22 protein-coding genes are annotated in these 20,789 nt (G+C 42.2%); 7 read left to right on the forward strand and 15 right to left on the reverse strand.

What is annotated here, in order from left to right; all coding sequences use genetic code 11:
* Positions 1-2: 2 nt before the first annotated feature.
* The gene (locus NAF17_RS02540; protein WP_252756409.1) at positions 3-1,118 is read right to left on the reverse strand and encodes an LptF/LptG family permease; all 1,116 of its coding nucleotides are present in this window, start codon (positions 1,116-1,118) and stop codon (positions 3-5) included.
* Positions 1,119-2,249: a tRNA guanosine(34) transglycosylase Tgt gene (gene tgt / locus NAF17_RS02545; RefSeq protein WP_252756410.1), complete on the reverse strand. Its 1,131-nt coding sequence runs from the start codon at positions 2,247-2,249 to the stop codon at positions 1,119-1,121. It lies immediately after the preceding gene.
* A gap of 694 nt (positions 2,250-2,943) precedes the next feature.
* On the opposite strand from tgt, the gene NAF17_RS02550 reads away from it, so the two are divergent.
* The 3 genes from NAF17_RS02550 to rsmG are packed head-to-tail and all read left to right on the forward strand — an operon-like array spanning position 2,944 to position 5,220.
* Entirely contained in the window at positions 2,944-4,008 is a 1,065-nt protein-coding gene (locus tag NAF17_RS02550; RefSeq protein ID WP_502212826.1) for a glycosyltransferase, read from the forward strand.
* Positions 3,999-4,604, forward strand: a complete 606-nt coding sequence (locus NAF17_RS02555; protein WP_252756412.1) for an RNA polymerase sigma factor — start codon at positions 3,999-4,001, stop codon at positions 4,602-4,604. The genes NAF17_RS02550 and NAF17_RS02555 overlap by 10 nt, the downstream gene beginning before the upstream one ends.
* Positions 4,594-5,220, forward strand: coding sequence for a 16S rRNA (guanine(527)-N(7))-methyltransferase RsmG (rsmG, locus tag NAF17_RS02560; protein WP_252756413.1), 627 nt, complete (start codon positions 4,594-4,596; stop codon positions 5,218-5,220). The genes NAF17_RS02555 and rsmG overlap by 11 nt, the downstream gene beginning before the upstream one ends.
* Here rsmG and NAF17_RS02565 read toward each other — a convergent pair whose 3' ends face one another.
* Entirely contained in the window at positions 5,221-5,391 is a 171-nt protein-coding gene (locus NAF17_RS02565; RefSeq protein WP_252756414.1) for a hypothetical protein, read from the reverse strand.
* A gap of 126 nt (positions 5,392-5,517) precedes the next feature.
* On the opposite strand from NAF17_RS02565, the gene dprA reads away from it, so the two are divergent.
* Complete coding sequence (gene dprA / locus NAF17_RS02570) at positions 5,518-6,618, forward strand: DNA-processing protein DprA (protein WP_252756415.1); 1,101 nt, start codon at positions 5,518-5,520, stop codon at positions 6,616-6,618.
* A gap of 67 nt (positions 6,619-6,685) precedes the next feature.
* Here dprA and NAF17_RS02575 read toward each other — a convergent pair whose 3' ends face one another.
* From NAF17_RS02575 to sppA, 8 genes are all read right to left on the reverse strand, one after another.
* The gene (locus tag NAF17_RS02575; RefSeq protein WP_252756416.1) at positions 6,686-7,165 is read right to left on the reverse strand and encodes a SixA phosphatase family protein; all 480 of its coding nucleotides are present in this window, start codon (positions 7,163-7,165) and stop codon (positions 6,686-6,688) included.
* A gap of 63 nt (positions 7,166-7,228) precedes the next feature.
* Positions 7,229-7,852 carry a porin family protein gene (locus NAF17_RS02580; protein WP_252756417.1) on the reverse strand — a complete coding sequence of 208 codons (624 nt, stop codon included), beginning with the start codon at positions 7,850-7,852 and terminating at the stop codon, positions 7,229-7,231.
* A 59-nt stretch (positions 7,853-7,911) separates the two neighbouring features.
* On the reverse strand, positions 7,912-8,874 hold the full coding sequence (locus NAF17_RS02585; RefSeq protein ID WP_252756418.1) for a glycosyltransferase family 9 protein: 963 nt from the start codon (positions 8,872-8,874) through the stop codon (positions 7,912-7,914).
* Positions 8,874-9,380: a D-glycero-beta-D-manno-heptose 1-phosphate adenylyltransferase gene (gene rfaE2, locus NAF17_RS02590; protein WP_252756419.1), complete on the reverse strand. Its 507-nt coding sequence runs from the start codon at positions 9,378-9,380 to the stop codon at positions 8,874-8,876. Before rfaE2 ends, NAF17_RS02585 begins: the two co-directional genes overlap by 1 nt.
* Before the next feature lie 18 nt (positions 9,381-9,398).
* Complete coding sequence (gmhA, locus tag NAF17_RS02595) at positions 9,399-9,953, reverse strand: D-sedoheptulose 7-phosphate isomerase (protein WP_252756420.1); 555 nt, start codon at positions 9,951-9,953, stop codon at positions 9,399-9,401.
* A 147-nt stretch (positions 9,954-10,100) separates the two neighbouring features.
* Positions 10,101-11,084: a D-glycero-beta-D-manno-heptose-7-phosphate kinase gene (rfaE1, locus tag NAF17_RS02600; protein WP_252756421.1), complete on the reverse strand. Its 984-nt coding sequence runs from the start codon at positions 11,082-11,084 to the stop codon at positions 10,101-10,103.
* Between the two features lie 83 nt (positions 11,085-11,167).
* Positions 11,168-12,847: a DNA polymerase/3'-5' exonuclease PolX gene (locus NAF17_RS02605; RefSeq protein ID WP_252756422.1), complete on the reverse strand. Its 1,680-nt coding sequence runs from the start codon at positions 12,845-12,847 to the stop codon at positions 11,168-11,170.
* Between the two features lie 125 nt (positions 12,848-12,972).
* Positions 12,973-14,748 carry a signal peptide peptidase SppA gene (sppA, locus tag NAF17_RS02610; RefSeq protein WP_252756423.1) on the reverse strand — a complete coding sequence of 592 codons (1,776 nt, stop codon included), beginning with the start codon at positions 14,746-14,748 and terminating at the stop codon, positions 12,973-12,975.
* An 81-nt stretch (positions 14,749-14,829) separates the two neighbouring features.
* Here sppA and folK point away from each other — a divergent pair, with 81 nt between their 5' ends.
* Together folK and NAF17_RS02620 are read left to right on the forward strand one after the other, a co-directional pair.
* Complete coding sequence (gene folK / locus NAF17_RS02615) at positions 14,830-15,309, forward strand: 2-amino-4-hydroxy-6-hydroxymethyldihydropteridine diphosphokinase (protein WP_252756424.1); 480 nt, start codon at positions 14,830-14,832, stop codon at positions 15,307-15,309.
* 23 nt (positions 15,310-15,332) lie between these two features.
* Positions 15,333-15,710: an Hpt domain-containing protein gene (locus tag NAF17_RS02620; protein ID WP_252756425.1), complete on the forward strand. Its 378-nt coding sequence runs from the start codon at positions 15,333-15,335 to the stop codon at positions 15,708-15,710.
* A 126-nt stretch (positions 15,711-15,836) separates the two neighbouring features.
* Here NAF17_RS02620 and purS read toward each other — a convergent pair whose 3' ends face one another.
* The 3 genes from purS to rho all read right to left on the reverse strand — a co-directional run bounded on the left by purS (position 15,837) and on the right by rho (position 18,597).
* A complete protein-coding gene (gene purS / locus NAF17_RS02625; protein ID WP_252756426.1) occupies positions 15,837-16,091 on the reverse strand; it encodes a phosphoribosylformylglycinamidine synthase subunit PurS in 255 nt (84 codons plus the stop codon).
* 38 nt (positions 16,092-16,129) lie between these two features.
* Positions 16,130-16,870, reverse strand: coding sequence for a CDP-diacylglycerol--serine O-phosphatidyltransferase (pssA, locus tag NAF17_RS02630; RefSeq protein WP_252756427.1), 741 nt, complete (start codon positions 16,868-16,870; stop codon positions 16,130-16,132).
* 92 nt (positions 16,871-16,962) lie between these two features.
* A complete protein-coding gene (gene rho, locus NAF17_RS02635; protein WP_252756428.1) occupies positions 16,963-18,597 on the reverse strand; it encodes a transcription termination factor Rho in 1,635 nt (544 codons plus the stop codon).
* A 255-nt stretch (positions 18,598-18,852) separates the two neighbouring features.
* On the opposite strand from rho, the gene pyrF reads away from it, so the two are divergent.
* A complete protein-coding gene (pyrF, locus tag NAF17_RS02640) occupies positions 18,853-19,683 on the forward strand; it encodes an orotidine-5'-phosphate decarboxylase (RefSeq protein WP_252757470.1) in 831 nt (276 codons plus the stop codon).
* Positions 19,684-19,772: 89 nt separating this feature from the next.
* On the opposite strand, the gene NAF17_RS02645 is transcribed toward pyrF, so the two are convergent.
* On the reverse strand, positions 19,773-20,306 hold the full coding sequence (locus NAF17_RS02645) for a pyridoxamine 5'-phosphate oxidase family protein (RefSeq protein WP_252756429.1): 534 nt from the start codon (positions 20,304-20,306) through the stop codon (positions 19,773-19,775).
* Between the last annotated feature and the right edge of the window lie 483 nt (positions 20,307-20,789).

Here is a 20,789-nt window from a genome sequence, read left to right on the forward strand (position 1 = left end):
GATTACTTTGGTGCTTTGATGATGAGGATATAGGCTAAGGTGCCAAAAATTAAGCTGGGTGTAAGCACTGCTATTAATGGTGGGAAGCCTCCTTTAATGGCAAAAACCAGTGCGAATTTGTTAACCACGATGTAGGTAAAGCAGATAAAAATCCCTATCCCAAGTGGCAGCCCAACCCCTCCGCGAACCTTCCTGGAGGAGATGGCAACGCCTATACAAGTGAGCACAAAGGTTGATATTGGTTCTACAAAACGCCTGTATTTTTCGAATTGCATATCTACAATAACACCCGTGCTGCGGGTTTTTTCCTTCTCAATTCCTTTGTTTAAAATAGACAAACTCATGGCTCCGTAGATGTTGCTGATCACGTTATCGTGGGCTTCAAAGTCTACCGGGCGCATGTCTAAAACGGTATCTAAAGAAGGCATGTTTTGTTTTAAAATCTCTTTTAAACCGTTCACATAACGGATGGTTGGCGTGTTCAAAGTCCACCTGTTTTTGAGCGAATCAAACTTAATGCTGGTGGTAGTAAGCTTCTCTTTTAACTCATCCCCATCGAATTTTTCAAGGGTAAAATTGTAGCCTGTTTGCAGGCTTGGGTCATAAGTTTGGAGGTATACAAAGGTGCGTTTATCCAGTTGTATGTGTACTTCGCTCTTGGATGGATCGTCGTTTTTAAAGAAATGCGAGGCTTCAAATGTTACTTTTAGCTTGTTGGTGTATGGTAAAACGTAAAGATTCAGCAACAAAGAAACCGAAAATATAAGTGATGCGGAGATTAGATACGGCCTCATAAACCGGTAAAAACTGGCCTTACTGGTCAGGATAGGAACGATCTCGGTCTGGTTGGCCATCTTGGCCGTGAAGAAAATTACCGCCAAAAAGTTGATCAGCGGAGATAGCAGCATCATATAAAATGGCACAAAGCCGGCGTAATAAATAAATATTACATCATGTATCGTAGTAGCATCCCCCAGGAAATTGTCCAGGTGTTCTGATACGTCAAACACAACCGATATCACCAAAAAAATACCCAGCGTGAACACGAATGTGCCCAGGTACTTCCTTATGATAAAGGAATCTATAATGGTCAAATACTTATCTAAAAAGCGCTTCATTTACAATCTTTGGCCTAAACGGGTTACCATAACTTTCTTCCAGTCGTAAAACTCACCGCTAATGATTTTATTGCGTGCTTCCTGAACTAACCATATGTAAAAGTGCAGGTTATGCAGGGTTGCTATCTGCGCGCCCAGCATTTCGCCGCTATGTATGAGGTGGCGCAGGTATGCTTTGCTGTAACAGGTATCGGCAAAAAGATCGCTATCGGCCTCAATAGGGCTAAAATCATTCTTCCACTTTTCGTTCTTAATGTTTATGATGCCTTCTTTGGTAAACAGCATACCGTTTCGCGCGTTGCGGGTAGGCATTACACAATCAAACATATCAATACCTAAAGCAATGTTTTCCAACAGGTTAAGTGGCGTGCCCACACCCATCAGGTAACGTGGCTTATGCTCGGGCAGTATGTTACAAACTACCTCGGTCATGGCGTACATTTCTTCGGCCGGTTCGCCTACGCTGAGGCCGCCAATCGCGTTTCCTTCGCGCTCAAAAGACGCGATAACCTCGGCGGAACGCATCCGCAGATCCTTATAAACCGACCCCTGTACAATAGGGAACAGCGTTTGGTTGTAACCGTATTTAGGTTCGGTAGTGTCAAAGCGGTCGCAGCAGCGTTTAAGCCAGCGATGGGTCATCTCTATAGAGCGTTTGGCATAGTTGTAATCGCAGGGGTAGGGCGTACACTCATCAAATGCCATAATGATATCGGCACCTATAACGCGTTGTATATCCATCACATTCTCGGGCGTAAAAAGGTGTTTAGACCCATCTATATGCGACCGGAATGTTACGCCTTCTTCCTTTATCTTACGAACATCGGTGAGCGAATACACTTGGTAACCGCCGCTATCCGTTAAAATAGGGCCTTCCCAACCGTTAAATTTATGCAGGCCACCGGCCTGTTCAATGGTGTTTAACCCCGGCCTTAAGTATAGGTGGTAGGTGTTCCCTAATATGATTTGCGCCTTAATATCGTCCTTCAGCTCGCGCTGGTGTACTGCTTTTACCGTGCCGGCTGTGCCAACAGGCATAAAAATTGGCGTTTGTATAACCCCGTGGTCTGTAGTCAGCTCGCCCGCGCGGGCTTTAGAAAGGGGATCTTGTGCTGTTAAATTAAATTTCATTTATAATAGCAAAATTAACAAAAGTTTGCGGGTTATGAGGTGACAGAAATGTGGAGATGCAAAGTGGTAAAGGGGCAACGTAAAGTACACGATATGCAACCTGCGAAAACAAAATAATTTAGATTTTATTGCCATCTCTTTTAGAGGACGGAATAGTTAAACATATTAGATGGCTTTAGCCAAATATTCATGCTTAATTTAGGCTAAAGTTATTTATGTATGTTCGCTATCCGTTGGCTGAAGCCATTGCAATAAAATTGTTGTATCTCCAAAACACGAGAAGTATCGGGTTTCTACGTTAAAAATATCTGCAGACACGCGATACTTCGTTTCTCCTTGGATAGCAGATTTGCGTTAGGGATTGCAGCGGATACCGTAGGTTGGCTAACGGATAAGGCCTGCGCAGTATGAGCGTAAAGCCCGGGCCGCAGGTAATGCCATAATTAAAGATTGGTTATTAGTTGAGCAGCCTACATGCTAATATAACCAAAATAATCGATATTGATGGTCTGAAATTGGCGGTTATGGAATAATACAATTCAAAAGCAGTGGTTTATATTAAATATATTAACATTTCAACCTTAAAACGTTACAACATTACAACCTTTTTTATCAACTTTGCACCTTATTATTAAGGGGTTTGGAAGCTTATATACAAGAGGCATTATTTGTTCTATTTCAGTTATGTTTTATTGTGCAGTTGTATTACCTCATTAGTAATCACAGTAAGCTTATGCGCTATAGCCCGCAAAATGCTATACCAGCGCCAAGCGTGCCCATTTCCGTTATCATCAGCGCCCGTAACGAGGCCCGCAACCTTACCCAAAACTTACCTTATATACTACAGCAAAATTATCCCGATTACGAGGTGGTTGTGATAAACGATTGCTCGAGCGATAATTCTGACGAGGTTTTGCAGGATATACAGCGCGAGTTTGCACACCTTAAGGTGGTTACCATTACCGAACATGTTCGCTTTAAAACCGGTAAAAAGTTCGCCCTAACACTGGGTATCAAAGCGGCTAAAAACGAGCATCTTTTGTTTACCGATGCCGATTGCAAGCCCGCTACCCTAAATTGGATCACCCGTATGGCGGCCAAGTTTACCGGCAGCACGCAGATCGTTTTAGGCTACTCGCCATACACCCGTACAGGTAATTTCTTAAACCCGTTCATTAGGTTCGAGACCTTAAAGACCGCTCTTAACTACCTCTCGGCAGCGCTTAGTGGTAATGCTTACATGGGCATTGGCCGTAACCTGGCGTATACCAAAAGCTTATTTTTTGGGGCGAAGGGTTTCGCCGCTCACATGCACGTAATATCCGGCGATGACGACCTTTTTGTAAACCAAAACTCCACACCGGAAAATACAGTAATTGAGATACACCCCGATACTTTTATTTATACCGATGCTAAAACTACCCTTGGTGGTTGGTTCAGGCAAAAGAAAAGGCATATGGGCGTAGGTAAATTGTATAAAAATATCCACAGGCGCGCGCTTAGTTTTGATGCGGTTAGCGGCTTTTTATTTTATGTTTTATTTATATTGTGCCTGGTATTCAAATTTGAGCCGCTGTTGGCTATAGGCGTAGTGGTTTTTAGGTTAGCATTACAGTTAATTATTTATAGCAAGGTATTTAAACGATTGGCCTGCGGTGATCTGGTATGGTCATTGCCCTTTTTTGATATGATATATTACATATATTTAAATGTGTTTGGATTGATAGGTACCTTTATTAAAACCACCAGATGGAAATAAATAAGAATTTTACCGAGAATGCGAAGAACGATTTTCACTTGGTTGTAAAGGCAAGGGAGGGCAGCCAGAAAGCTTATGCCGACCTGATGCACCGCTATAAAGATTCCATTTACTTTATGGTGTTGAAGATGGTGAACAACAAGGAGGATGCCAACGACCTTATGGTTGAAACCTTTGCCAAAGCCTTTGAAAAACTGGAAAAATACCAGCCTGAGTATGCATTTAGTACCTGGCTTTTTCGTGTGGCTACCAATAACTGTATAGATTTTATCCGCAAGAAAAAGCTGAATACCCAATCGATACACGGGATGCTGGATGAGGATGGCGATGAAAAGCCGTTGCAGATCAAATCGGACGTGCTGAACCCCGAAGAGTCGTCAATCAAAAAACAACAGACAGAAGAACTTAAATTACTGATAGAAAGTTTACCCATCCGTTACCGTAACCTGATCACCCTGCGCTACTTCGACGAGTTATCGTACGAGGAGATAGCACAACAGCTGGACTTGCCTCTGGGTACCGTTAAGGCCCAATTGTTTAGGGCACGCTACCTGTTAGGTAACGTCATTAACCGCCATAATAAGGATGACATCTGATATCCTGCTCAAATACTTTCCAGGCCTAACTCCTGAACAGCAAGCACAGTTTGCCCGGCTGCAGGAACTTTACACCCTTTGGAACAGCCAGATCAACGTAATATCCCGTAAGGATATCGACCTGCTTTACGAGCGCCACGTGCTGCACTCGTTGGGCATAGCCAAAGTAATGCCCTTTTTACCCGGCGAAAACGTGCTGGACGTAGGCACTGGTGGTGGTTTCCCTGGGATACCATTGGCTATTATGTTCCCCGAGACTAACTTCCATTTGGTAGATTCTATCGGCAAAAAAATAAAAGTGGTTAATGAAGTTGCCGCCGCTTTAGGGTTGAAGAATGTTAAAGGTACCCACGCCCGTGCCGAAGAAATTAAACTGCAGTTTGATTTTGTAATTTCGCGCGCGGTTACACAGCTGAAAGATTTTTACCCATGGGTGAGGGGAAAATTCAGCAAAAAATCAAACAATAAACTGGCTAACGGCATCCTATATTTAAAAGGGGGTGATCTTACACAAGAAATTGCCGAAGCGGGTTTAGCCGTTCAGCAATATCATCTCAAAGACTACTTTGAGGAGGAGTTTTTTGAAACCAAGCAGGTTATTTATGTAAAGGGGTAATTACTTTACGATGATTGATGATTTACCAAATAGTTCAATAACGCCTTTTTTTGCTTCGGCTCCCCACTTGTTTAAAGCGTATGCATCACCTTTGATATGTACAACAGATGAATCTGATGCGGTTATATACACTTTTTTACCGGTTGGCACCGGTTCGCTTCGTAGACACATACAAGCGACGAATGGTTCGACAGGCTCACCATGACAAGGCTGTTGGATTGGCTGCCTATAAATTATTTCACCTATAAATGCTAATTATTTTAGGAAAATATATATTTTAGGGCTTCAGAAAAATACATGTCTCTACTACACCAGGTTGCTTTAACATTTGTAAATAAAATAGGGCCGGTGCTTGCCCGGTCAATGGCAAGCCACTTTGGTGGTGCCGAAGAAGTATTCAAAAAATCGAAGGAGGCCTTAACCCAAGCCCGTGGTGTAGGTGCGAAAAGACTTGAACTATCCGACTTTAATGAGGCACTGCGCAGGGCCGAGCAGGAGTTGAAGTTCATCGAAAACAACAAAGTGGATGTATTATACTATACCGATCCACGTTTCCCGCGAAAACTAAAAAACTGCCATGATTCGCCTCTGCTACTCTATTCAAAAGGTAACGCCAACCTTAATAATCATCGCATCATTAGTATTGTAGGCACCCGTAACGCTACTGATTACGGCCGTAATTTGTGCAAGCAACTAATTGAGGAACTGCAGGATTATAATATTTTAATAGTAAGCGGGCTTGCCCTTGGTATTGATACAGCCGCGCACCGCGAAAGTATGGCGCTAAATGTGCCAACGGTTGGTGTACTTGGGCATGGTTACGATAGGATGTATCCGACCCAAAATAGTTCACTTGCCGAAAAGATGCAGCAAAATGGCGGGCTTTTAACAGAATACCCTTCGGGCACAAAGCCAAACAGAGAGAACTTCCCATCGCGTAACCGTATTGTTGCCGGCATGGCAGATGCTACCATTGTGGTAGAAGCCGGACTAAAAGGCGGCGCGTTGATCACTGCCGAGATCGCCAATAGTTATAACCGTGATGTGTTTGCTTTCCCCGGCAGGTTGGGAGACGAGTATTCTGAAGGGTGTAATTTCCTGATCCGTAATAATAAAGCGGCCTTGCTTACCTGTGTTGCCGATTTGGCCTACAGCCTGGGTTGGGAAAGAAATAGTGATATTACAAGCCCGCCTGAACAATTAATACTGCCAATTGACTTATCTGCGGAAGAACGCGCGGTTTACGAGATCATCCAACAAAATAAACTTCCCCTGGCAATTGATGACCTGTCGATAAAAGCCAATATGCCTATGAGCCAGTTAGCTATGACTTTGCTGGATATGGAGTTGCAAGGTTTCATCCGGTCGTTACCCGGGAAAATGTATAAGGTGAATTAACAGCCTCACCCAAACCCTCCCCGAACGGAGGACTTAAAATAAAAAAATCTCCCTTACCGGGGGAGATTTAGAGGGAGCCCGGCGTATCATAAAAGCTTAGTTTTCCTGTTGCTTCATAGATCTCTGTCCAGGTGTCCGGTTCAAATTCTATTAGCGCTACCGAGCATGGGGGCATTTCCCTAATAGCCCCGCTTAGGTAATAAAGCACTTGGCTAATACCCGGATTGTGACCCACAAGGGCAATAAAATCTTTATCATTCGGTAAACCGTCAATCACTTTTAATAATGCACTTTCGCTGGCATCGTATATAGCCTTATCAGTAATTGCTTGCTGTAATCCTAAAACCTGGATAAAAACGTTTGCGGTAGACAGGGTACGCAAGGCCGGGCTTGCTACCAATATTTGCGGTTGAATACTGTTCGCCTGCAATCGCGCGGCTATTAATTCGGCTTGCCGGAAACCTTTATCGGTTAACGGGCGTTCAAAATCAACAAAGCCACTTTCGTGGGTTGCCTTAGCGTGGCGAATCAGCAATAACTTTTTCATGGCGTGCAAACAAAAAAAGAGGAACGTTTGTCCCTCTTTTTTTGTTTCAATATAAGTTTTTGCTTAGAATTTATAACCTACAGAAAGACCGAATACACGGTTTTTAGCAACTACTCCGGTTCCCTCAAGGTTATTGGTATTTGTTAAACCCAAATCATAGTTAAGGCCTATAAGAAAACCGCTTTTAAATTCAAGGCCGGTAATACCATTTAAACCATATTCGGTTCTTTTATTTGGTGCGTCGCTGCCGAATTTAACATCCTGGCTTTCAGTATTACCGTTTCTAGTAGTCTTTCCTTTACCAGATAAACCGATACCGACGTATGGGCCTGCTCCAAAATAAATGTTGCCAATTGCTACAGGTACACGGTATACAACATTTACAGGAACCTGTAAATAATAAGTTTTAATGTCAACCGTTGTGCCTTCGCTATCAAAATCGGATAACTTGCCACCTTTACCTGTGTAATTTAATGCCGGCTGAATGGAAACATTGTTGCCAACTTTAAAATCAGCAAATAAACCAGCTGCGAATGTTGTAGTAAACCCGGTAGATATAGTTTTGTCAGGGATTGAAAACGCAGTTTTTGCAAAATTCACACCGCCTTTTATACCAAATGTTGGCCTTTGGGCAAATGCTGTTGATGCCGCGAAGCCGCAGCAAAGTAATAGTAATAATTTTTTCATGTGATAAGATTTATTTTTTGTGATAAACATAAGTAATTAAACTAAACTATTCGTTTAAATTAATTGTTTGTAAAAGCTATGATAGTTTCTTCGGGAATGTCGTGCATGCATTTGAAATGCCCGAGCGGGCATTTTTCAAGTCCAAATTTCGAGCATGGACGGCAGCTGAGGTCAATCCCGGCTACTAAAACATCTTTAACCATGTAGGGTTGTACGCCCAAAAGATTGGGTACGGTGCCGCCCCAGATAGATACGATGCGCCTGTCGAAAGCTTCTGCAATGTGGGTAAGGCCGGTATCAAAACCAATAATGCTTTTGGCTTGCGATACCAGGAAAACCGATTCATCAAGCGTGGTAACCCCGCAGGCATTATAAATATTTGTGCCGACAGCCGCGGCAATTTCGTCGCCATTTGCTTTTACATCGTTACCGCCCAAAAGTATAATTGGCGAATTGATCTGCCTGCAAATGTTGATGATCTTTTTGTTGGGCATCCGCTTTGTAAAATGTGTAGCGCCAATCACAAAAGCTACATAATTTTGGTGGGAAGCCGGGAGCAGGGCAGGTAGCTGGTAATCTTGTTTAATGTAGTAATCGATAGGTTTACCGTCATTGGTCACGCCAAAAAATCGGACTGCTTTTAGGTACCTATCCACCAAATGCGTAGGTGGCACCAGCTTCAAATTAAACTTAAGGCTGAGCCACTTACGGATGGTTTGCTTTTTATAAGTGGATGATTTGATCCCCGTACGCAATTTGATTATAGCGGTACGCAGGTTATTATGAAGGTCTATAATATAATCATACCCCTCTGCTTTGATCTCCGCTATGGTTTTGCTAAGGGCTGGTTTCAGCAGCAGCAGCTTATCAACATAGGGGTTATTATCGTAAATATATTTAAAGGCTGGTTTAGTCAGAAAGTGCACTTCGGCATCCGGCAACTGCTTTTTTAAACATCGCACAACCGGTGTGGTATATATAATATCACCCATCGAGCTAAACCGGATAACCAATATTTTCATCAGCTTACCGTTTGTGCCCGTATTTTATTAATGATGGAAGTAGAAGAATAGCCATCAACCAATGTAATGGTTTTCACTTCGCCGCCATTGGCTAATACTTCTTTGGCACCGGCAATATTTTCTACCGTATAATCAGCACCTTTAACCAATACATCGGGCATCAGTTGGGTGATGAGTTCGCGTGGGGTATCTTCTTCAAACAATATTATGGCATCTACAAAAAACAGGGCCGCTAATAGCGCTGCACGGTTATTCTGATCATTTACCGGGCGGGTTTCGCCTTTTAATCTTTTTACCGATGCATCCGCATTTAAGCCGATGATAAGTTTATCGCCCAGTTCGGCAGCTTTAGATAGGTAGGTAATATGCCCCAAATGCAACAGATCGAATACGCCGTTGGTAAACACCACTTTTTTGCCTTCGCTTTTCCATGCAGCGATGCTTACGATAAGTTGGGGCAGGGTAGTAATTTTGCCGAGGAGTGTTTTTTCGAGATCGTGGCGCATGTTATAAAGCTAAGAAAATTAATAGGCATCATCCACAGCCTTGCACAGGATATGGCCGATAAGGATATGAATTTCCTGGATCCTTGCTGTAATGTCTGATGGAACAATGATATTCAAATCGCAGATGCCATTCATTTTGCCACCATCGCGGCCGGATAAACCAAGCGTTTTACAGCCAATTTTAGTAGCTGTTTCAAATGCATTCAAAATTCCCTGGCTGTTACCGCTTGTAGAGATCCCGATAAACAAGTCGCCGGGTTGGGCCAAAGCCTCTACCTGGCGCGAGAACACGTGGTTGTAGCCATAATCGTTAGCGATAGCCGTAAGTGCCGATGTATCAACCGTTAAGGCTATGCCCGGCAATGCTTTACGCTCTTTTACAAAGCGGCCGCTAAGCTCAGCAGCAATATGTTGCGCATCAGCAGCGCTGCCGCCGTTGCCTGCGATTAGTACCTTTTTACCATTTTTTAATACAGATACAATAGTAAGGCAAGCCGCCTCTATATCACCCGTAAGGTTCTGGATAACCAGCTGTATTAATTTTTGATGCTCGTATAGTTCTTCAATAACCATCTCTTTTAAATCCTGATTTCTAAAACTTTAAATCCTAAAGCTAAAATTAAATCTTAAATTTTAAGCTCTAAATTCTGAATTTAAGTAACCTCAAGTTTTAAGATTTAAAATCTAATCTCTTCCCTATTGCTATTGTGACACAAATATCTAACTTCTGCCACTAATGTCTTCCAGTATTTCATCAACTGTAGTAACTGCTGCGCCGGTTTGCCTAATTACAATGGCGGCAGCATGGTTAGCCAATTCGCAGGCTTCTTCTACATTCATTCCCTGGGCCATAAAGTAAGCCATGGTGGCAATAACGGTATCGCCTGCGCCGGTCACGTCAAATACGGATGTAGCTTTTACCGGTAACAGTTTGTAAGTCAACTCACTAATGATCGCCATACCTTGTTCAGATAGGGTTACCACAATGTATTCCGCACCGGTTTGTTTCAGGATGATGCGGGCTGCTTGCTGTACTTCTTCAATATTGGTGATCTTTTCCGTCTTGGCAGCTTCAGCAAGTTCCTTGCGGTTCGGTTTGATGATGTAAGCGCCTTTATACTTACCATAATTAAGTCCCTTTGGATCAATTACTACTTTTTTACCTTGGTTGTTGGCCTCATCAATAAGTTGCTGTGTAAGTCTTTCAGAAAATAAGCCCTTATTGTAGTCCGAAAATATAACAATGTCCGCTTGCGCAATACCCGTTTTTATCTGCTCAAAAAATTCGGCTTGCAGGGCTTCGTTTAGCGGGTTTGTAACCTCCCTGTCTACACGCACCAACTGGTGGCTGCCTGCCATTATACGGGTTTTTACCGTAGTAGGGCGGGTGATATCTTTAAAAATACCATCTACATTTATCCCTTCTTCAACTAAAATATCGGTTAATCGCACCGCATCGGCATCATCACCAGTGATACCAGCTAAAGAAATTTTAGCACCAAGCGACAATAAATTTTGAGCGACATTAGCTGCACCACCCGGTGTAGTAAATTCCTTTTTTACGTTCACGATGGGCACTGGTGCCTCGGGCGAAAGCCTGGTGGCATCACCTATAATATAATGATCGATCATTAGGTCGCCAATTACCAAAATGTTTGGTGTAGGGCCCGATTGTTGAAGTTCGCGTACTTTATCTGTTAGCATTCTTTAGTATCATTGGGTCATTAAATCATTGCTTTCTTCAAACCTGGTCATTCTGAAAATTCAGGTTCAGACAAATTCTGTCTTTACTGCCCTTTTCTCTTCTTTTCAAAAACTTTGGTAATCTCGGTTAAAGATAGCGCGTTTAAGCACATTTCTTTTGTTAAACCGCCTTTACGGGCAACATTTGTACCATACTTCATATCGTGGAAACCGCTATTACGGTGCGCATCCGGGTTTATAGATAGCATAACGCCTTTATCCAGCGCATATTGGTGCCAGCGCCAGTCAAGATCCAGCCTTACCGGGTTGGCGTTTATTTCTATCACCACATTGTTGGCAGCGCAGGCGTCAATTACTTTTTTGTAATCTATATCATACCCTTTGCGGCTTAACAAAAGCCTGCCGGTAGGGTGGCCTAATATAGTGGTATATGGGTTTTCTATCGCTTTTAATAAACGGGTGGTGGCTTTGTCCTCACTCATTTTTAGGTTGGAGTGTATTGATGCCACAATAAAATCAAACTTTTTCAGGATCTCGTCCGGGTAATCCAGCGCGCCGTCATTCAATATGTCCGATTCGATACCTTTAAAAATATGGAAACCGGTTATCTTTTTATTAGTATGGTCAATCTCTTGCTGTTGCTGTAATACCCGCTCGATGCTTAAACCTTTTGCATAAAAGGCGCTTTTGCTGTGATCGCAGATGCCAAGGTATTCCAGTTTTAACTCATCACGGCAGTAAAGCGCAATTTCTTCCAGCGTATTTACGCCATCGCTCCAGTTGCTGTGGTTGTGCAGCGTTCCTTTTAAATCGTGATAACTTATCAGTGTTGGCAGTTTATTTTCTGCCGCTTTCTCTATAAAAACGGTGCCTTCGCGCAACTCGGGTTGCATCCAGGCGAGGCCTGCTTTTTGATAGATGATTTCTTCGGTTTCAGGCTGCTCCAGCGGGATGTTGATGCGGGATAGTACTTCCTCCACATGATCGGTTGTGCCGGTATTTACAAACAGCTCGTAATAGTAGTCTGCCTTATCAACACAGATAATATCAATCAGCAGGCCGTTTTTTAGTTCCGCGGAGATATGAGTTCCGTTTAAAACAACATTATGTAAGGTATCTAATTCTGCTAATGCGTCAAAAGCTACTTGCTGGTTTAGGCTGCCTACAACTATAACCAATTCGCTGATGATCTCGTTAAGCCTGCGAAATTCGCCGGCTACATGTTTAAGCGCATCCGGAAAGATTCCTTTAATCTCTTCCATTAGGTTTTTAACTTCCTTCTCTACCTGCGAATAAAGGAACTTACCACTCCCCGCCATGCGGAACTCGATCACCTTCTTGATCTCGTCCTGGGTTTTTAACCCGAAGCCTTTGGCTTCAATAAGGCGGTTCTCGTTACAGGCGTAGTATAACTCACCAACGTTTTCGATGCCAAGCTCTTTCCAGATAATAGCTACTTTTTTTGCACCGATGCCTTTGATATTCATCATCTCTACCACACCCTCGGGGGTTTTGTCGAGCATGTCCTGCAGTTCGGTCATTGTACCAGTTTCAAGCAGTTCAACAATTTTTGATGCGATACTTTTGCCAATACCGTCGATATTTTCCAACTCGGCAGGTGATTTACCCGCAAGCTGAAAAGGTAACTTATCTATCTTAAAGGCAGCATTAGCTATGGATTTTATTTTAAACTGGTTTATATCGTTCAATTCCATCAATTGCGACAATAAACGAAGCGTGCGCGCTATGGGTTTGTTCTCCATAATTTAGATATGTGGTAAAAATACAAAAGTGGAGGAAGACTTCATAGATAATAGTTAATGGTTCACAGTTTCAACAGCACATTTCGTACCATCAACCATGAACCATCACTATAAGCTCGAAAATATTATTTTATCACCACATCATAAGGCATGCGTGCCTGCGGGTTGCGCATCATTTTGGTAACGCCTTTTATTTGTTCGTAGTAACGATAGTTGTCGCCAAGTTCGGATTGTACGAAATGAGCTTTAACTTCGGCAGATAAACCTTCGCCAAATTTGTTGAAGATGCTTTTTTGCTCGGGGTAGGATACCAGCTTGTAATCTTTAACCTTTGCCTTTTTAGCGGCAGAAGCTACAGCGTCGTTAATGTTACCCAACCTGTCTACCAAACCAATTTTTAAAGCCTGGGTGCCTGTCCACACGCGGCCCTGGCCAATGCTGTTAATATAAGCTTGTGTTTTGCCACGGCCCACGGCTACCGCTTTTGTAAAATCGTCGTAACCACGGTTTACGCTATTTTGCAGGATAGCTCTTTCCTCCGGCGTAAGCGGGCGACTAACATCACCCAGATCGGCATATTTACCGGTTTTTACGCCATCGAAACTAAGGCCTAGTTTATCGGTAAATAGTTTTTGCATGTTGGGCAGTATGGCAAAAATACCGATGGAACCTGTAATGGTATTTGGCTCGGCAATGATAGAATCGGCTGCGCAGGCTATATAATAACCGCCTGATGCTGCAACATCACCCATCGAAACAATAATGGGTTTCACTTTTTTGGTGAGCATTACCTCGCGCCAGATCACGTCAGACGCCAGCGAACTGCCACCCGGTGAGTTTACGCGCAAAACAACAGCTTTTACTTTATCGTCCATACGTACTTTACGCAAGGCTTTGGAGATGGTTTCAGACCCAATGCTGTTATCGTTGCCATCACCGCCATTAATTTCGCCCGATGCGTAAACAATGGCTATACGGTTTGATGAAGATACATCATCAGGGTCGGTTGTTGTTTTGGTGCTGCTTTTTAGGTAGTCGGCAAGTTCAACGCTCGATATATCTTTTTTCTCAGATTTCCCGGTGCGGCTTTTAAGGTCGCTCAGGATCTCGTCCTTATATTTTAAGCCATCAATTAGTTTGTATTTTAGGGCATCTTCCGGTTGTTGGATGAGGCCGCTGTTGGCGTAGTTAAATAATGAATCTTTATTGATGTTACGGCTTTTAGCAATTCCCGTAAGGAAATAATCATACATCGACCCTAAATAAGAAGTAACCTGCAAACGGTTAGCATCGCTCATTTTGGTAAGGATGTAAGGCTCTACAGCGCTTTTGTAAGTGCCTACTTTTATAACCTGTGCCTCGATGCCTAATTTATCCAGTGCGCCTTTCAGGAAGGTGATCTCGGAGCTAAAGCCCCTAAACTCAAAAATGCCTTTTGGGTTGATGTAAACTTTATCTGCAACAGATGCCAGGTAGTAAAACCCCTGGGTGTAAATTTCAGAATAAGCGATTACAAATTTCTTAGATTTTTTAAAGTCGATAAGCGCATTACGGATCTCTTCGGTTGTGGCCTGGCCGCTCATCATGTAGCTTTCATCCAGGAAAACACCTTTGATGTTATCGTCGGTTTTGGCTTTTTTTATGCCTGCCAATATATCGTTAAGGCCGATAGATTTTTCGCCATCGAGGCCCAAAAAACTCAAATTTGCTAATGGGTTATTTGGCGTACGCTCATTTATTGGGGTTGTAAATTTGATATGCAGCACCGAATTGGCGTCCACATCTACCGCCTTATCACTACTGGCTGCAGCAATTATTCCTAATAAAATTGCAAACCCTATAACGAAAATAAGGGTAAAACCTACTATTGTGGCGAATACAAATTTGAAGAATTGTTTCATTAACTGTTATAAATAATCTATATATGCAAACTTAGTAATTAGCTTACTATTTAGAGCCTCGTACACACTATTTGTTACAACATGATTAATGTTTTTTTACTGCTGGGCAGCAACCTTGGCAACCGTAATTTGTTTTTGCACAGGGCAATATCGCGCATAGGGCAGGAGATAGCGCCTATAAAACAAACCTCGCCTGTTTACGAAACACAATCATGGGGAAAAACGGACCTCCCCGATTATTTAAACCAGGTTATATTGCTGCAAACCGTTTTATCGGCACAAAAAGTATTGGAAAAGATATTGGCCATTGAGATCGAGCTGGGGCGCAAGCGGGAAGAGAAATGGGGAAGCCGCACGATTGATATCGATATTTTGTTTTATGGGGATGAGATCATTAAAGATGTAAATCTAACTGTGCCCCATCCACAATTACATAACAGAAGGTTTACCTTAGAGCCTTTGGGAATGATAGCGCCCAATTTGGTGCATCCTGTTTTAAATAAAACTATATTAGAGTTAAAAAATAACCTTAACGACGATTTGACCGTAAAAAAGGTGTAAATTTAAGTTCACAAACTTGCACGATGCCAGATAACTTACCCCCACAAGACCTTGACCTGTCGTTTTTATACGAAATTGCCGATGGCAGCGACGATTTTATTGTTGATTCTATCGGGATGTTCCTGGAGCAAACACCTCAGTTAATTACGGCTATTACTGATGCCATAAATGCCGGCGATTGGGTTATTGCGGCACAATCTGCACATAAATTAAAACCAAACCTGGGCTTTTTTGGGATGCCACAAAGCCAGGCTAACATACAAGTTGTTGAACTGGCCTGCAAAGCCGGCGGTGAAAACCCCGAAGAAATAAAGGCCAATTTTAATGCCGTTAAAGAAGTGGTAGAAAACAATCTTATCGAACTGGAGAAAATTAAGAAAGAAAAAGCAGCGAATTTGTAGAGTCGAAAGTATTCCAGTTAAAAGTCATATAACAGAAAGGGCAATCACCATGTGATTGCCCTTTCTGTTATATTGTGTAACCTTTAAAAAGACTTTTGAATGTAGAATACAGACTTTCGACTTTAATTATACTTCCTCAACCGTAAAGGTGTAGCTTTCCATAATAAGGTTGGCTAACAGACTTTTGCAGGCTTGGTCAACTTTAGCGTTGGCGGTTTCGGTGCTGTCGGCTTCAATTTCGAGGGTGATGTGTTTACCTATCCGTACGTTTTGTATTTCAGATAAGCCCAGGTTTTTCATGCTGCCGGTTACGGCTTTTCCTTGTGGGTCAAGTATTTCTTTCTTCGGCATTACATCAATTTCGGCCAGGAATTTTTTCATTGGTTTTTTTGTTAAGAGGATAGTAAAATAATAAAGGCTTAACTGTGTTTTTGTGAGCCGCTTATTACAGAACCATCCGCAAATTTAAGTTGAATTAAAGATAAGGTGATGTACATAACTATGATCACCGGAACTGCCGCAAATTTAAAAAATAGAATGAGTATTGCCGAGAATAACAGCAATATATAACGATAAAAATTTTTATGCAGATCGCGGTTCTTAAACTTTAGCGACATTAGTGGGATCTCGGCAACCAGCAGTGTACACATCACAATAATAAATAGCGTTAAACCGTAAGGGTTAAGTATGTAGTGTGATATACTGCTATATTTTTCTAATATCAACGGTATAGAGGCGATCAGGATTGCATTTGCGGGAGTTGGTAAGCCAATAAAACTTTCGGCCTGGCGGGTGTCGGTATTGAACTTAGCGAGCCTTAGTGCCGAAAATACCGGGATCAGGAACGCTATAAAATTCAGATAATCACTTATATGCGGTATTTGTGGGGCTTGCAGCAATAGCTCGTACATAATGGCCGAGGGCAGTACGCCAAAGCTCACCATATCTGCAAGGGAATCAAGATCCTTACCTATGCCCGAAAAGGATTGTAAAACACGTGAGGCAAATCCGTCGAAAAAATCAAAAATGGCTGCCAGGAAAATTGCATAGGCGGCAAAAACAAGATTATCCTGGAAAGTAAAAACAATACCTACACAGCCGCTGAACAGGTTTGCACACGTTATAGCATTTGGAAGATGTTTTTTTACTCGTCGCCTCATAATGATCATGAAGGTATCACAAATTTTACAAAAACCCAAAGGAGTTGTTATTAACGTTCTGTTAAATATTAATTCCTTTGGGTGTAAAGATATTATGAATTCATTGATATCAAAAATTCTTCGTTAGTACGGGTGCCTCTAATTTGCGCCTGTAAGAATTCCATTGATTCCTGCGAGTTCATATCTGCAAGGTGGTTACGAAGTATCCAGATGCGTTGCAGCGTGTCGCGGTCAAGCAATAAGTCGTCTCGACGGGTGCTTGATGCGGTAATATCGATAGCAGGGAAAATACGTTTGTTAGATAGTTTACGATCCAGCTGTAGCTCCATGTTACCTGTACCTTTAAACTCTTCAAATATAACCTCGTCCATTTTAGAACCGGTTTCTGTTAATGCTGTCGCGATGATGGTTAATGAACCGCCATCCTCGATATTACGGGCGGCACCAAAAAAGCGTTTCGGTTTGTGTAGTGCGTTGGCATCAACACCACCCGATAATATTTTACCAGATGCAGGCGCTACCGTGTTGTAAGCACGTGCCAAACGGGTGATAGAATCCAAAAGTATAACTACATCGTGCCCACACTCAACCATACGTTTTGCTTTTTCCAACACAATGTTGGCAATTTTTACGTGGCGCTCTGCAGGCTCATCAAATGTTGATGAAACCACTTCGGCGCGTACGCTACGGGCCATATCGGTAACCTCCTCGGGGCGTTCGTCAATCAGTAGTATGATCAGGTAAACTTCCGGGTGGTTTTTGGCTATGGCGTTGGCAACATCCTTTAACAACATGGTTTTACCTGTTTTTGGCTGCGCCACAATTAAACCACGCTGGCCTTTACCAATTGGCGAAAACAAGTCCATAATACGGGTAGAGTAATTACCTGCATCAGTAAACAAGTTTAGTTTCTCCGACGGGAAAAGCGGCGTTAAGTGGTCAAAGGGTACACGGTCGCGCACTTCGGCCGGGATACGGCCGTTAATGGCTTCCACACGTACCAGCGGGAAATATTTTTCGCCTTCTTTTGGCGGGCGGATGCTACCGCGAACAGTGTCACCTGTTTTTAAGCCAAATAATTTTATTTGCGATTGTGATACGTAAATATCATCGGGAGAAGTCAAATAGTTATAGTCAGACGAGCGCAGGAAACCGTAACCATCAGGCATAATTTCTAAAACTCCTTCGTTAACAATAACGTTATCAAAATCGAGATTTATAGCTGGCTCCTGGTTTTTTGACTGCTGCGGCGCGCGACGCTCAAATTTTTGAGGGCGGCCTTCAGTGGCAGGTTGCTCGGGCTGGCCGGCTTGCTCGGGTTTTTCACCGGTTTGCTCTTCGGTAGCTTCAATAGCAGGTGCTGCTTCGGCATTTATTGAATTGCCTTCGTCTTCCAGTTGCTGCTGGGCATCTTCTTCCTGCTCAAATAGATTGGTATCATCTAAAGGTACCTCAATGCGTGGGGTATCTTTGGTTTTTACAGAGCGGATGCGTTTGCGTGTTTTCTCGGTATCTGGGGCGGCTTCTTCTGCAGCCGGTTTTTCTGCGTAGTTGTTTTCAACAGTATTATGTTGGTTTCTGGCGGCTTCTATTAGCTGCTGTTGTTCAACTATTTTTGTGACCAATGATGCTTTTCTAAGCTCATCTGCTTCTGCAATACCCAAACTTTTAGCAATTTCGCGCAACTCAGAAACGAGTTTGTCGTTCAATTCGATTGTATCAGACATGATATGAATTATAGTTCAAAAGGATTTTGTATATGAAAATTGTTTTGTGAAACCCTGATTATGCAATTAAAGGCCAGGTAATGTATTAACTAATAAAGTACGTGGAGATGAAATTGTTTCTTTAGTGCAAGAAATAATTCAGGAGAACAATGCAATTTTAACGAAATTATCTTAAAATTCAAATTTATTAAAAAAATAAAGGGTTGATTTTAATTTTTTAGTTTTGCGAACCATAATAAATTCAAAATCTACATGATATCTCGCGCACAGCTTATTGAACAGATCAAACAAAAAAAATCATTTTTATGCGTTGGCCTTGATACCGACATAGATAAGATCCCTCAATTTCTGCTGCAATACCCCGATCCTGTTTTTGAATTTAATAAGCGCATTATTGATGCCACTAAAGATCTTTGTATCGCCTACAAACCAAATGCGGCCTTTTATGAGAGCCGTGGATTGAAAGGATTGCAGAGCCTCATCAGCACCGCGCAATACACTCCTAAGGATATTTTGAACATTATTGACGCTAAGCGCGGCGATATAGGCAATACATCTGATAATTACGCCAAAGCCTTTTTTAATGAAGAAACATCAGGTATGAGCTTTGATGCCATTACCGTTACACCATATATGGGTAATGACAGTATTACGCCGTATTTAAAGTACGATGGTAAATGGGTGATCATTTTGGCGCTTACCTCATCAATAGGGAGTAAGGATTTTCAGTACCTGGAAACTGAAACCGGCTTGCTATATGAAACTGTGATCCAAAAAGCCAATACCTGGGCAGGTGCAGATAGGCTGATGTTTGTGGTTGGCGCTACCAAAAGCACCGAGTTTACCAATATCCGTAAATACGCGCCAGACAATTTCTTGCTGGTACCCGGTGTTGGCGCGCAAGGTGGAAGCCTGGAGGATGTTTGCCAATATGGTATGACCAAAGATTGTGGCTTGATCGTAAACTCATCCCGTGGGATCATATATGCAAGTAACGGCGAAGATTTTGCTGATGCCGCACGCGCTGAAGCTTTAAAGATTCAACAACAAATGCAGGCGGAGCTGGAGAAAACAGGAGTAATTTAAGGATTAAGGACTGTAAGAACCGAGAGACAAGACAGTACAGGAAAAATTTCCTGTCTTGATTCTTGTATCTTTAATTCTTGCTTCCTCTATTATATTTCCAGTTTCCCTTCAATAGAGTCATCAAGTGTTTTACCAATAGCGGCTCCTACCAGTTGTTTAACAAATGCTACGGCGTTGCCGTGTTTGTTATCCCAGTAATATCCCTGTGTGGGCGATACTTTAATGACAGATATCCTCGGGTCGTCCACACCTTCGGTAAACCAAGTTTTTAGGATCGGTTCCCATAATTCTTTAATTTTTTCCTTGTCCTCATTTATTTCGGCTATGCCGTAAATGTTAAGGAAATCAGAGTACTTTGATCCCTGGAACAATAGCTGCACCATTGGGTCTACTGCTATCTCCGCGTTCTTGTAGCTGTCATTTGCGCTAAGGAACCATAGGTCGCCGTTATCGTCAACTTTTTGTGGCGACATAGGGCGGGTAGAGAAAGGTAAGCCGGTTTTAATGCTACTGCAAAAAAAACAGCTTGAGCCTTCGGCCATTTCTTTTAATTTTTTCCAAGCTTCGTTGCCTTCCAGGTTCTCAAAATTATCTTCAGGTTGATTTTGGTTAATGCTATCCATAATAGGTTTTGTATATTTAAATGATAATATATTAACCTGTTAGAAATTTATTTGTTTGAGAAATTGGAAAGAAAATGTTGCTGCTTTTAATAACTCTTTGGAAAGTATGTGGTAGACGCGTTTGTCCACATTGTGATACTGAACATCGTGAAGCATCTAATCGCCGACATGCAAAACGAAGAGGATAGTTCAATAATAGATTTTTTGCTATCAATCAGGATGACAAAAAAGAATTTACTTTACTTTTCGAGCGATTTGTATATTAATATTATAAATGATAGCTGTGGTGGCGCAATTTTGTCAGCATTTAATTTTTTAAATATCTGATTATTTGCGATATGTAGATACTCGCATGTGTTTACAATCGTGAACGTGAACATTTGGATCATTTTACCCGCGCAAGTTTAGCGTAGCGTAACTTGTGTGGGAATTTACAGCAAGCTTTTAGCTTAAGTTAGCTGAAAGCTGAACTTTTTTAGGCAC

The organism is Mucilaginibacter aurantiaciroseus, from assembly GCF_024055595.1.
Classification (GTDB): Bacteria; Bacteroidota; Bacteroidia; order Sphingobacteriales; family Sphingobacteriaceae; genus Mucilaginibacter; species Mucilaginibacter aurantiaciroseus.